General features: G+C 41.9%; 12 protein-coding genes. 1 reads left to right on the top strand and 11 read right to left on the bottom strand.

What is annotated here, in order from left to right; translation table 11 throughout:
- Positions 1-120: 120 nt before the first annotated feature.
- The 11 genes from AM592_RS04375 to AM592_RS04325 form a co-directional block, all read right to left on the bottom strand.
- Positions 121-2,001 carry a PTS fructose transporter subunit IIABC gene (locus AM592_RS04375; protein ID WP_053602655.1) on the bottom strand — a complete coding sequence of 627 codons (1,881 nt, stop codon included), beginning with the start codon at positions 1,999-2,001 and terminating at the stop codon, positions 121-123.
- Between the two features lie 14 nt (positions 2,002-2,015).
- Entirely contained in the window at positions 2,016-2,927 is a 912-nt protein-coding gene (pfkB, locus tag AM592_RS04370; protein ID WP_053602654.1) for a 1-phosphofructokinase, read from the bottom strand.
- On the bottom strand, positions 2,924-3,679 hold the full coding sequence (locus AM592_RS04365; RefSeq protein WP_053602653.1) for a DeoR/GlpR family DNA-binding transcription regulator: 756 nt from the start codon (positions 3,677-3,679) through the stop codon (positions 2,924-2,926). The genes pfkB and AM592_RS04365 overlap by 4 nt, the downstream gene beginning before the upstream one ends.
- Positions 3,680-3,881: 202 nt before the next feature.
- Positions 3,882-5,699: an ABC transporter ATP-binding protein gene (locus AM592_RS04360; RefSeq protein WP_053602652.1), complete on the bottom strand. Its 1,818-nt coding sequence runs from the start codon at positions 5,697-5,699 to the stop codon at positions 3,882-3,884.
- 10 nt (positions 5,700-5,709) lie between these two features.
- On the bottom strand, positions 5,710-7,467 hold the full coding sequence (locus AM592_RS04355; RefSeq protein ID WP_053602651.1) for an ABC transporter ATP-binding protein: 1,758 nt from the start codon (positions 7,465-7,467) through the stop codon (positions 5,710-5,712).
- A 241-nt stretch (positions 7,468-7,708) separates the two neighbouring features.
- Entirely contained in the window at positions 7,709-7,942 is a 234-nt protein-coding gene (moaD, locus tag AM592_RS04350; protein ID WP_053602650.1) for a molybdopterin converting factor subunit 1, read from the bottom strand.
- Complete coding sequence (locus AM592_RS04345) at positions 7,939-8,424, bottom strand: molybdenum cofactor biosynthesis protein MoaE (RefSeq protein ID WP_053602649.1); 486 nt, start codon at positions 8,422-8,424, stop codon at positions 7,939-7,941. The genes moaD and AM592_RS04345 overlap by 4 nt, the downstream gene beginning before the upstream one ends.
- On the bottom strand, positions 8,417-8,941 hold the full coding sequence (gene mobB, locus AM592_RS04340; RefSeq protein WP_053602648.1) for a molybdopterin-guanine dinucleotide biosynthesis protein B: 525 nt from the start codon (positions 8,939-8,941) through the stop codon (positions 8,417-8,419). The genes AM592_RS04345 and mobB overlap by 8 nt, the downstream gene beginning before the upstream one ends.
- Entirely contained in the window at positions 8,905-10,194 is a 1,290-nt protein-coding gene (locus tag AM592_RS04335; protein WP_053602647.1) for a molybdopterin molybdotransferase MoeA, read from the bottom strand. Before AM592_RS04335 ends, mobB begins: the two co-directional genes overlap by 37 nt.
- A gap of 17 nt (positions 10,195-10,211) precedes the next feature.
- Entirely contained in the window at positions 10,212-11,234 is a 1,023-nt protein-coding gene (locus AM592_RS04330) for a MoeB/ThiF family adenylyltransferase (protein ID WP_053602646.1), read from the bottom strand.
- A 6-nt stretch (positions 11,235-11,240) separates the two neighbouring features.
- Positions 11,241-11,852, bottom strand: a complete 612-nt coding sequence (locus AM592_RS04325) for a molybdenum cofactor guanylyltransferase (RefSeq protein ID WP_053602645.1) — start codon at positions 11,850-11,852, stop codon at positions 11,241-11,243.
- Between the two features lie 131 nt (positions 11,853-11,983).
- Between AM592_RS04325 and AM592_RS04320 the strand changes: the two genes are divergently transcribed.
- Positions 11,984-12,943 carry a hypothetical protein gene (locus AM592_RS04320; protein WP_053602644.1) on the top strand — a complete coding sequence of 320 codons (960 nt, stop codon included), beginning with the start codon at positions 11,984-11,986 and terminating at the stop codon, positions 12,941-12,943.
- Positions 12,944-12,953 lie beyond the last annotated feature (10 nt).

The raw sequence follows: 12,953 nt of genomic DNA, 5'->3' as shown, positions 1-12,953 counted from the left end.
TTTGAAAAAGGCATAATTTCATCTTGCCTCAGCTTGAAAATTTTTCTTTGTGCTCAGGAAGAAATGAGCATTGCAAAGTAAAAAGTGCTGCAAGACAGTCTCGCAGCACTTTTTTGTTTACTATTCAGTAACTGGTTTTTTTAGAATACCCAATAGTACGGCTGTAACCAATGCGCCAATTAAAATGCAAAGTATATAGATGAATGGACTACCTTCTACAAACGGAGAAACAAAGAGTCCGCCATGCGGAGCACGCAGCCCCAATCCGAAAAACATTGTCAATCCGCCGGCAACTGCAGAACCGGCAACTGCTGCAGGTATCACGCGAAGCGGATCTGCTGCTGCAAATGGAATGGCGCCTTCTGTGATAAATGCTGCGCCCATGAAATAGCAAGTGATTCCCGATTCGCGATCCCTTTTTGTGAATTTTTTCCGGAAGATCGAAGTTGCAAGCGCAATACCTAGTGGAGCTGTCATTCCGCCTGCCATGATAGCAGCATGCGGACCAAAAATGCCAGCGTCAATCATCGCGATTCCAAACGTAAATGCTGCTTTGTTAATAGGTCCGCCCATATCAACCGACATCATTCCGCCAAGAACAATTCCAAGGAGAACAAGATTTCCTGTCCCGAGGCCTTGAAGCCACGAACTTAATCCGAGATTAATTGCTTTTACAGGATCGATAATGACAAAGAACATAATGATTCCAGTAAAGAAAATACCGAATACAGGATAGAGAAGTACAGGTTTTAATCCTTCTAACGACTGCGGCATGACGTTTAATGCCTTTTTCAATAAAACTACGATGTATCCGGCAAGGAAACCGGCAATCAATCCGCCGAGAAAGCCTGCTTGACCCTGTGCAGCCATAAAACCTCCGACCATACCCGGTGCAAGTCCTGGACGGTCGGCAATACTCATCGCAATAAAACCTGCCAGAACCGGAATCATTAATCCGAATGCGTTTCCGCCACCAATCGTGCTTAAAGCTTCAGCAAAACGATTATAGCTTGGATCTTCGGGATCTACCGCGTCAATACCAAACATGAAAGAAATGGCGATCAAAATCCCGCCTCCGACAACAAACGGAAGCATGTTACTGACACCGTTCATAATATGACGGTAAAATGCGTTACGTCCTTTTCCGGAAGACTTTTCGCCTTTTTCGGCCTTCGATCCGTCTCCGCGGTACACCGGAGCATCTTGTTTCAGGGCTCGTTCAATTAATTCCTGAGGTTTTCTTATTCCTTGAACAACCGGAACCTCGATGACGTGCTTACCGTTAAAACGCTGCATTTCGACCTGTTTGTCAGCAGCAACTATAATTGCTGTTGCTTCTTCAATTTCTTCAGCAGTCAGCGCATTTTTAATGCCGCCTGAACCGTTCGTTTCTACTTTAATATCAACGCCGAGCTCTTTTGCTTTTTCCTTCAAAGAATCCGCCGCCATAAAGGTATGGGCAATTCCTGTCGGGCATGCCGTAACGGCAAGGATTTTTCCTTTTGCAGATGGAGCATGCTGAGGAGTTTGCTCCTCTTCTTCATCATCCTTATCATGGGAATTAATGATGTCAAGTACATCTTCCTCAGTTGCGGCTTCAAGAAGCTGCTTCCGTATTTCTTCCCGCATAAGCAAGGTTGATAGTCTGGACAATGCTTCAAGGTGCGTATTGTTTGCACCATCTGTAGCCGCAATCATAAATATCAATTGGCTCGGCTGGCCGTCCAATGACTCATAATCCACTCCTTGAACACTTCTGCCAAATGCGATTGCCGGATCGCTTACGCTTCCTGTTTTCGCATGGGGGATCGCAATCCCTTCACCGATACCTGTAGTGCTTTGCTTTTCTCTATTTAAAACTGCTTCTTTGTATCCTTCACGGTCATTCAGCTTGCCGGCCTGATCAAGTACGTCGACCAGTTCATCGATGACCATGTCTTTTTGCGTGTTTTCAATCGCTAATTTTATTGTATTTTTAGTTAATAGTTCAGTAATCTTCAACGTAAAATCCTCCCTTACAAACGCTCTGCCTGAACTTCAGGCAAAAGCTCCATTATTAACTGACGTTCTGCCAGTTCTTCGGAGAAAGCAGTTGCACTCCCTGAAGCAACTCCTAGGCGAAAACAATCAACGATATCCATTCCTTTTTCGATTCCTGACATAAAACCGGCTACAACTGAATCTCCTGCCCCCACAGAATTGACAAGCTTACCTTTAGGGACATTGGCAAGAAACACGTCATTTTTTGTAAATAACAAGGCGCCTTTTTCAGCCATCGAGACAATCACATGGGTTGCGCCTTCGGTGACGAGCTTTTTCCCATATGGAATCACTTCTTCGATTGTTTCGATTGTTGTTTGGAACATTTCTCCCAATTCGTGATGATTCGGCTTCATTAAGAAAGGCTTCATATGCGCCGCTTTTTTAAGTGCTTCTCCCGATATATCGAGTACAATATTTGCATTTTGACGCTTGCAGATTTCTGCAATTTGTTCATACGTTGACTGCGGCAGCGATGAAGGAATGCTTCCGGCGACCACAACGAAGTCACCTTCCTTAAGCTCTGAAAATTGATTAAGAAATTTAGTGAAATCTTGATCCGAAATAACTGGTCCAACACCATTAATTTCTGTTTCTGCCCCTGTTTTAAGCTTAATATTAATTCTTGAATCACCTTTCACCACTTGGAAAGCAGTTTTCAGTTCTTCATTTTCCAAAAATGAGCGAATATATTCTCCAGTAAATCCGCCAATAAATCCAAGTGCCTTTGATGACACCTGAAGCCTTGTTAAGATCCTCGATACGTTAATTCCTTTTCCGCCAGGGTATTTCACATCATATGACGATCGGTTCAGACCGCCGAGCTCAAAATCTTCAACTTTGACAATATAATCGACAGATGGGTTTAAAGTTACCGTATAAATCATGTATTCACTACCTTTACCTCTGTTTTCTTGTTATACGTTCGATATAAGTCCTGATCCAGATTTGTTGTTACAATTGCTGCTTTAGAAATAGGAGCGAATGAGGAAAAGGATATCTCCCCGAATTTGCTCGGGTCTGCTAAGACATAAGCTTTTTTGGATTGACCTGCAGCTTTTTTCTTAATAATCGCTTCTTCAGGATCCGGCGTCGTAAAACCCGCCTCTAAATGTATGCCATTCGTACCTAAAAAACACTTATCAAACCGGTATTGTTCAAGAGACAGCAATGCATAGCCTCCCATGATCGCACCTGTTCGATGTTTGACAGCCCCTCCCAATATATAAAAAGGAATACCCTTTTTTGATAGCTCTTCAATGTGCATAACTCCGTTGGTTACAACGAGTACATTGTTAGCTTTATCTAAAAATTGGATCATTTGATGGGTTGTTGTGCCGGCATCCAGATAGATGCATTCATCAATACCAACATGCTTTGCAGCTTCCCTGGCTATTTCCTGCTTATCTTGAAGGTTTTTGAATGATTTCTCTTGCATGTCCGGTTCCGTACGAATGTCGGAAAGCTTTGAAGCCCCTCCATGAACACGCTTTATAAACCCACGCTCCTCAAGAGTTGTAAGGTCTCTCCTAATGGTTGATTCAGAAGCATTCGTTAATTGCACGAGCCGCTGCAGAGCGACCACATCATTTAATTGGACCTCGTCAAGAATTACCTGATGACGTTCTTGAGTGAGCATTTTTTTGCACCCCCTGCAATGAAAATGGAAACGCATTCATTACAATTTCATTGTAACCGTTCTATTAAGAAAAAACAATAAAAAAACTTTCAATTTCAACCAAAATCATTAATTTTCGTTCACGATTAATAATATTACCTTTAGTATAATCATTTGTAAACACTTGAATGCAGAGAAAAAACCTTCGGAAGCCCGAAGGTTTTTACTGAGTCTGAAACATCCGGTATTGGGCTTTTACAAGCTCGCAGTACACGCCTTCTTTCGCCATCAGCTCGTCGTGGCTTCCCTCCTCCATTTTCCGTCCGTGGTCGAGCACCATAATTTTATCTGCTCCCCGAATCGTAGAAAGCCTGTGGGCTATGATCACTGCTGTACGTCCTTTCAAAAGGGTGCTCAATGCCTCTTGAATTTTTACCTCTGTTTCTGTATCGATGCTTGCGGTTGCCTCATCGAGAATGAGGATTCTCGGGTTTGCTAGTAAGGCTCTGGCAAACGATATAAGCTGCCTTTCGCCCACAGAAAGTACGCTCCCTCTTTCCTCCACCTCAGTCGAATAGCCGTTTTTCAAGGAGGAAATAAAATCATCTGCACCTACAGCATTTGCTGCTTCAATAACCTCTTCATCCGTGGCATTCGGCCGGCCGAATCGAATGTTTTCCATAATCGTTCCTGAAAAAATGAATGTATCCTGAAGCACAATGCTGATTTGAGAGCGCAGGCTCGCAACCGCTAAGTTTGTGATCGGAATACCATCTATTCTTACTTCTCCTCCAGTTGCATCATAAAATCGGCTGATGAGATTCGCTATCGTCGTTTTGCCTGAACCGGTATGCCCAACCAGCGCAATCGTTGTTCCGGCAGGAATATCAAACGAAATTGGATAAAGGGCTTTTCTTTTTCCGTCATATGAAAATTCCACTTCGTCAAATTCAACATAACCTTTGATTTTGTTCACATGTATCGCATCTTCTTTTTCTGCAACGAGCGGCTTTTCATCAAGAAACTCAAATATTCTTTCTGAAGAAGCCATTCCCATCAGCAGCTGATTATAAACCTGCCCTAACCGGCTGATTGGCTCCCAGAACATGCCTAGATAAAAAGCAAAGGATACAAACACTCCGATTGAGATCGTTTCATTCATGATAAGGGTGACGCCATACCAAAGCAGGATTGCTGTTCCTACTGCATTTGTCATTTCAACGAATGGACGAAACATCGCACTTTTTTTTGTTGCTTCTCTCCATGACTCATAGTTTTCCGTATTGACGCTATTAAAAAACTCCATATTCTCATTTTCTTGTGTAAAGGCTTGAGTCACTCGAATTCCTTGAATCCCTTCGTTTAGATGGGAATTAAGCTTTGACTGCTTCATTCGAACCGACTGCCACGACCGCCGGATATTTTTGCGAAGCGTCGTGGATATGATAAACATGATAGGCAGCGTAATCATGATCGCAATTGTCAGCTCCGGGCTGAGTGTAAACAGGATAACAATGACTCCGAGCAATAAGAGAATATCCATGAGCAAATTAATAACTCCGCTAGTGAAAAGCTCCTGCAGGGAGTTAATATCATTCATGATCCGTACAAGTATGGATCCGGCCGATCTTTGATCAAAAAAACGATGGGAAAGACTCTGTACATGAGTAAATAAATGCTGCCTCAAATCATAGATTACGTTTTGTCCAAGCATATTCATCCAGCGGATCCTGCAAGTGTTTGCTGCATAATTCAGGAGATACAAACCGCTGATGATCGCAACTAACACAATCAGCAAATTTGTATCTTTTTCCAATATTGCTTGGTCGAGTGTATAAACACCGATAAGAATCGGTACTGCCAGCCTTACAAACGTTCCGATAAGAACCGTAATAAAGGAAAGCGGGAGCAAACGTTTTTTATAAGGCTCCAAGTATTTCAAAAGTCGCCACATTTGCGCCCAGTTAAAAGGCTTATCAATAATTTGGTCTGAAGCATAGTAAAACCTGTTGGTCATATTTTGTTTTTTTGATGTTTGCATTTTATGCCCCCTAACCCGCTTGATGGGATGTAACGATCATTTCTTGATCTTTGTATTGCAAATCGAAAATGCGTTTATAATGACCATTTAATTGAATAAGTTCGTGATGAGTTCCGCGTTCGACAACGCTTCCATTGTCCATCACGAGGATTTCATCCGCATGCTTAATTGAAGAAATTCGGTGGGCAATGATAAAGGTAGTTCGATCCTCCATCACTTCTTGCAGAGCGAGCTGAATCCGATGCTCGGTTTCCATATCGACCGCACTTGTCGAATCATCAAACACAAGAATAGCTGGATCCTTACAAATGGCTCTTGCGATCGCCAACCTTTGCTTTTGCCCGCCAGATAAGCCGAGTCCTCTCTCGCCAAGCATCGTATCATATTGATCAGGCAGCTCCATAATAAAGGAATGAGCCTGGGCAAGCTTCGCCGCTTCGATAATTTCTTCCATTGTAGCGTTTGGCTTCCCGTAAGAAATGTTCGAACGAATTGTAGAAGAAAATAAAAATGATTCTTGCAATACGACCCCGATGTTTGCCCGGAGCGTTTTTAAGGAATAATCGGCTATCGGCTTTCCATCAATGGCAATTTCGCCCCCGGTAGGCTCATAAAATCTGCTCATCAATTGAACGATGCTGCTTTTTCCTGATCCTGTCGCCCCGATTAACCCTATCGTTTTTCCCGGAGGTGCTTCAAAGGATACATGTTTAATAGACTCAGTATCTTCTTTTCCGTATTTTAATGACACGTCTTTAAAACTGACATGTCCTCTTAATTTTTCTGTATGGATCGCGTTTTCGCGGGTTGTAATTTTTTCATCTGCTTCGAGAATTTCCAGCAGCCTTTCTCCTGAAGCTTTCGCTTGCGAAAACTGGTTAATAACGAACCCCAAGTTCATGATCGGCCACATAATGTAGTTTACCAAGCTGAAGAAAGCAACTAATGCGCCTGGCTTGAGCTGTCCGGAAATGACAAGATATCCTCCGTAACATAGCAAAGCAACGGTACATATATTCCCTATCAATTCCATCAAAGGAAAGAATTTCGCCCACACATTAGATGTATGAAGAAAATTCTGCTTATAATCTTTATTCGATGTATTAAACTTGCTGATTTCAAAATCTTCTCTTGATAATGATTTAACGGTATTAATTCCGCTGATATTTTCCTGAACATTTGTGTTTAAAACTCCAAAAGATTTTCGAATCCCGCGGAATGCAGGGTGAACCCTTTTGTCAAAGCTGTAAACGGATATCGCCAATAAAGGCATTGCCGCTATTGTGACAAGGGCTAGCGGTACGGAATAATAAAACATGACAGAAAGACTAATTACAATTAATAAAACAAAGCGAATGAGCTCGGATAAACCAAACGATAAAAAGAAGCGAAATCCTTCTACGTCAGCTGTCAGCCTGGACATTAAATCCCCTGTTTTGGCATTATCATAGTAACCAAACGGGAGTCTTTGCAGCTTCGCGTACAGCTCATTTCGTAAACGATAGACCGATTTAATCCCGAATAAATCTCCTAAGTATTGGTGGAAATAAGTTGTGATTCCCTTGATCGTCATAATGCCGATAAAGCCGATGCTGATCCAGAGGATGAGTTCGTATTGTCCTTTATAAATCACTTCGTCAATTGTAATTTGAAGAACAACAGGGTAAACGACTGTGATACCCGTCATGCAAAGCATAAATAAGAGAGACCATAAAAACACCGACTTGTAAGGCCAATAAAATGCTTTTAATTTTTCAAACGTCTTCATCTCTTCAGCACCTTTCCATATCATGTAAGACGTGGCACATCATCTAATATATCGGTAATCGAAATAAATATCCACTTATTTTTCAAAAATCAAACAATTTTATCAGAACCACTACTTCTTTTGAATGAGGGGCGGTAATACTGGAGTTGAAAAATGTGAAATACGCAAAAAATCGGTTATCAATTGATAACCGATTTTGAAAATCGCGCATTATTAATATCGCTAACCACCCTTAAGAAAATTAACCTCCGCTTACAGGCGGAATAAATGCAACCGTATCCCCAGAAACTACTCTTTTGTCACCCTGGGTATATTCCTCATTCACGGCAATCATTGATTGGTGCACTTGTTCTAATTGATAGTTTTCCTTAAGCAGGCGAACAATTTCTCCAGTCGTTGTCTCTTCGTTTTCCAACGTGATCTTTTTGGTGCCGGCTTTCTCAGCAAGACCGGCAAATAACAGAATCGTTATCATTTTTCTTCACCCTTTTTTCCTTGTTTCCCTAAGCCGGGCGCTCCAGACGGATAAGAAATCGTTTCCTGCTGATTTCCGATCCATGAGGTTCCATCTTCCCAATGTTCTTTTTTCCATATAGGTACAATTTGTTTGATTCGTTCGATTGCATATTCATTCGCTTCATAGGCATCTTTTCGATGCGGCGATGATACCGCGATAACAACAGCAGCTTCTGAAATACGAAGGCTGCCGACACGATGGCTGATTGCCGTTTTTGTGAGTGGCCAGCGCTCGCTGATTTCATCGCTGATTTGCTGAAGCATTTTAACAGCCATCGGTTTATAAGCCTCATATTTTAAATAAACAGTTTTTTTCCCATTCGTCCATTCTCTGACGGTTCCAATAAACGTAGTAATTGCTCCTGCTTTATTAGACTCTACTTTTTTGATTACAGACTGGACATCGATTTCCGATTCTGTGATTTCAAATTGGTCATGCAAAATTTTCTTCCTCCATACAGTTTATTAAATAAGGAACAGCCAATGGGTCATCCGCATGAAAAGCCGGCACTCCGAAAGAAACACCGCGAAGCTTTTCATCCCTGTATATAACGGCAATGACTTGCTCTGCATTTTGCAGTAGCTCGACGTCTTCCTCGCTTTTTAAGATGACAACCTTTTTATATTTCGCCTGTTTATATCCTTCGATAAATAGACAATCAACATTTAAATAAACATATAAATCCAGGATCTCTTCAAGCGTCCATTTTACCTTTTTAATAGAAAGCAGCAGTCTTCCTTCTCCTTCAACCCCTGAAACCGCAGCTCCTGCTTTGCTAAAGCGCTCAGAATCATTTTTGGCGGCATCCGGCTCACCGCCATGACCATGATGCTTTAAGCAGCCTACCGACCACCCTTTTTTGTCCGCTGCAGCTGCCAGCTTCTCCATCATCGTCGTTTTCCCGCTGTTCTTATATCCGATTATTTGGAGGATGAAAGGATGATGTCCCACGGCCATTCACATCCTCTTTCTTCCTTAATCATCAGCACAATCACTTGATCGCCCTTTTGGTATCCTTTTGTCCCACCTGGAAGAACGAGCAATGCATTTGTTGATGCAAGTGAAATGACTGAGCTGGATTTATCGAGGCCGACCGGGTCGACAAATAATTTTCCGTTTTCACTTGATACGGACGAACGAACAAATCTGGTAAATGGATTCGCTTTAAGGAAATCCTTGCTCAGTGTCGCTTGATGATAAAGTGAATAGGGCTTGTCGCTTAATAGCCAGTTTTTGATGACCGGTTTGACGAAAAGTTCAAAGCCGACAAAGCATGCGGAAGGATTGCCCGATAAACCAAATAACAGCTTTCCTTTATATTCTGCCACCGTTGTCACACTGCCGGGCCTCATCCCTACTTTATTAAAGAGTACATTGGCCCCGAGTCTTTCATAAATGGCGGGTAAAAAATCAAAATCACCGACAGACACTCCGCCCGTAGTAATAAGAAAATCAACCTTATCGATCGCCTTTTTTACTGCCTCATAACAAGAATCAAAGTGGTCAGCCATTTTCCCAAGATTCAACGGTTCACCGCCGGCTTCTTGAATTTGGGCATAGATCATACTCGCATTGCTGTTCCTGATTTTGCCCGGCTCAAGCGGATCGCTGATATCTAACAGCTCTGTTCCGGTCGCAATGATTCCAATTTTCGGTTTTTTCACGACATTTACTGCTGCATAACCAAATGTCGCCAACAACGCAATAACACCTGAATCGATAACTGTTCCTGCGGGAATGAGCCTTTCTCCTTCAGCAGTATCCTCCCCTTTTTTCGAAATATTGTCACCAGAGTAAAAGGGTCGCTTCAATTCGATTCGCTCATTTCCATTCTCGGATATCACGTTCGCGAGCTCAAGCATGACGATTGTATCTGCACCGTCGGGTATTTTTGCGCCAGTCATAATTCTGACTGCCTCATACCGACCGATTTTCTTTTCTGACACACTACCTGCACCTATATGATCAACGACATGAAATGTGAGGGGATTTTCTTTGGAGGCATGGATAGAATCCTCCGCTCTGATCGCAAATCCATCGTATGGAGAGCGATCAAATGCAGGTATATCATGATCAGCAATTATTGTTTCCGCCAAATGGCGATGTAAACTCTGCTCCAGCGGCACCCATTCCGTTTCTCCTTTTTTGGAAACGTTCATCACTCTTTCTACTGCTTGTCCTACTGGAATCGGTTTTCTCGTTACAACCATTCATTATCCTCCTTCTCTTATAGACCTATCACTCTTGCTAGCACAGAATTTGCTGTTTTCGGATCATTCGTACCATGTACGAACGCCCGACTGTCTTGAAGAAACAGTACGATTCGATAGGATTCAAACGTAATATGAAGCAAATAGTCGTTTGCTTCAACCAGATACAACTTTTGAAGCCTTTCCTTCAGGTCGTGTACAGGTAAATTTTTGAGCATTGGCGTGCGAATTTGGACCGTATCCCTTCCGCATAGCACTTCTGATTTCTTTTTGTTTTCAAACTGAATTTGGGGATACTTCGGATTATCGCCGCAGGTTGGGCAATGCTTTCGATGCATGGCAGCGACCTTCACTTGAATTTGCGTATTTTCCCATAAATCGAAGGTGAAAAAAGCCGAGCGAAGCGCCTGTTTTTGCTTCGTTAAAAGCTTGATCGCCTCTGCCTGCTGAAACGCTGCTACCATTTGGACCGCCGGAGATATGATGCCTGCAGTGTCACACGTTAATCCCCCAGGGGGAAGATGAGTAAATACACAGGAAAAACAAGGGGTTTCCCCCGGTATAAACGCCATGTACATTCCCTGGCTGCTGACACACCCACCGTAGATCCACGGCGTATTTGTTTGATAAGCAAGATCATTTATTATAAGTCGCGTGTCAAAATTATCAGTCGCATCGATCACAACGTCAGCTTTTTGCATTAATGGCAATAACATTTCTGCATCCGCATCCTCATTATGTACTTCTATCGTAATCTCGCTGTTTATTTTGGCTAGGTGAGCTTTAGCGGCAATCGCTTTAGGCAGCCTGTTTTTTGCATCTTCTTCCGTATAGAGCTGCTGCCGCTGCAGATTACTCCATTCCACATAATCTCGATCAACAAGCACGATTTTTCCGATACCTGCTCTCGCCAATCCTTCAGCGTTTGCTGTACCAAGAGCACCCGCGCCAATAATTAAAACACAGCTGTCTGCCAGCTGTTCCTGTCCTTCAATGCCTATATAGCTGCAAATGGTTTGCCTAGAATAGCGCTCATACATTTTATGTTACTCCTCATCGTTTAAGTTAAATCGCTGAACAACGTGTTTGTTCAGCTCTTTTAGGTCTTCTTCGACATTTACATTGATAAATTCCCAGGACTTTGAACCGAAGCATTCTACTTCTAAATAATTTGTGTGAAGAAGTTGAAACAAATCAACAGCTCTCAATTGATTTCCCAGCAATTGTTTGTACACAACATCTTTTGCCTGATGATGAATGACAGAGACGAGCGGATGAATTCTACCGTCTGCGATTGGCACAACTGCATCAAATCCACGCGCTTCCCTTTTTAACAGCTCGATCGTTCTCTGTTCAACAAGAGGTGTGTCACAGGGAAGAAAGGTGTAATAGTCGGATTCAATAAGGTTCATGGCAGTATAAATTCCTGCCAATGGACCTTTTCCGCTAAACGGCTCGAGATCTACTATTATGTTTTCTTCCATCCTTTCTTGAAATCTGGCTACCAGCGAAGGATGAGAAACAATATAAGTCTGTTCTCCTCCCAAGGCTTGTTTGCACCATTCGTAAAGCAGTATTCCATTCCAGTTTTTAAAGGCTTTTGGTTGTCCGAAGCGGCTGGATTTTCCTCCGGCCAATAAAATATGACTATGCTTCACGATTCGTCCCGTCCTTTTTTGCAAGCTTTAAAAAATCATACCATATTGGTAAGACAAAAGTGAACTGAACTGTCATGGCAACTGAAAGTGACGCATAGTTTTTAATTAACGACGATAAGGGGGCTGTTTTCATGAAAAATAATAACTCTTCTCCATTTTTTCACGATCTTGCCCAAGAAAATTTGTATTTAAAATCAGAGATTGCCAGATGCCATAGTTTATTGCATGAATTAGAAGCGAGCTATTTTCACCAGAAGAATGTGCGGCTGAAAGATGAAAATGATACATTGCAGTCTCAGCTGCTCCAACTAACGTCCGAACTAGAAAAGTTAAACAGAAAAGATAAGAATGCTGAAAATTATAAAGAAACAATGGAAAAAGCGAAGCACTCTCTTTTAGAAAAAATTGTAACTTTGCATGACCTTTTGCAAAATGAGACCTTTAACAGAAAAAAAGATATCGACGAAAAACATCAGCTGCACTTAAAAAATATTAAGCTTCTTGAAGAGAAACAATATTTGCAAAGGTTTATAGAGAATAATGAGATATTATATGTTGAGGAAAAAAGCGCCAGAAAAGCCGGCGAGAAGCAAATTAACGAATTAAAACAGCTTAATCATTCGTTAGTCACCCAAATTCGCGAAAAAGCTTTGCACTTAAAATACATTTCAAAAGAGGTAGAACTGCTCGGAATGCAAATGTCCGATACGAAAAAACGAGTGGTAGAGCTAGAAAAATCGAAAGAATCAATCTTTTACGAAACCCTGCTTGCGTATAAAAGGCAGCTTGATGAAAGTGACGCTTGGATTTCCTCCCATTTTGCCGATATCGAATCTCGCCCTGTTCAAGAATCATCAGAAATGAAAAAGGAACAGGAGCAGACCATCGACAGTTCCTCTCAAATTGAGCACCTTCTAAAAGATGTTAGTGAAAAAATCACTGAATTAAAGCTGCGTGTGAACCTTGTTGAAAATGAAAGTGAAAAAATGAACGGAAAAATTGAAGAATGGAAGGAAGAAGCTGATTCAAGACTTAGTAAAAAATTCATCTATAAAATCGAGAAAAAAAAGAACCCTACCGACAAGCATTAATGGCTAACAA

This window comes from Bacillus gobiensis (genome assembly GCF_001278705.1).
Lineage (GTDB): Bacteria > Bacillota > Bacilli > Bacillales > Bacillaceae > Bacillus > Bacillus gobiensis.
The sequence above is the reverse complement of the archived record's forward strand: the minus strand, read 5'-3'. Positions and strand labels throughout refer to the sequence as shown.

What these genes read in the sequence shown, in the direction of transcription:
- AM592_RS04360 (WP_053602652.1), bottom strand. Translation starts at nt 5,699, where the DNA reads ATGCAAACATCAAAAAAACAAAATATGACCAACAGGTTTTACTATGCT.
- AM592_RS04330 (WP_053602646.1), bottom strand. Translation starts at nt 11,234, where the DNA reads ATGTATGAGCGCTATTCTAGGCAAACCATTTGCAGCTATATAGGCATT.
- AM592_RS04355 (WP_053602651.1), bottom strand. Translation starts at nt 7,467, where the DNA reads ATGAAGACGTTTGAAAAATTAAAAGCATTTTATTGGCCTTACAAGTCG.
- AM592_RS04335 (WP_053602647.1), bottom strand. Translation starts at nt 10,194, where the DNA reads ATGGTTGTAACGAGAAAACCGATTCCAGTAGGACAAGCAGTAGAAAGA.
- AM592_RS04365 (WP_053602653.1), bottom strand. Translation starts at nt 3,679, where the DNA reads ATGCTCACTCAAGAACGTCATCAGGTAATTCTTGACGAGGTCCAATTA.
- moaD (WP_053602650.1), bottom strand. Translation starts at nt 7,942, where the DNA reads ATGATAACGATTCTGTTATTTGCCGGTCTTGCTGAGAAAGCCGGCACC.
- mobB (WP_053602648.1), bottom strand. Translation starts at nt 8,941, where the DNA reads ATGGCCGTGGGACATCATCCTTTCATCCTCCAAATAATCGGATATAAG.
- AM592_RS04320 (WP_053602644.1), top strand. Translation starts at nt 11,984, where the DNA reads ATGAAAAATAATAACTCTTCTCCATTTTTTCACGATCTTGCCCAAGAA.
- pfkB (WP_053602654.1), bottom strand. Translation starts at nt 2,927, where the DNA reads ATGATTTATACGGTAACTTTAAACCCATCTGTCGATTATATTGTCAAA.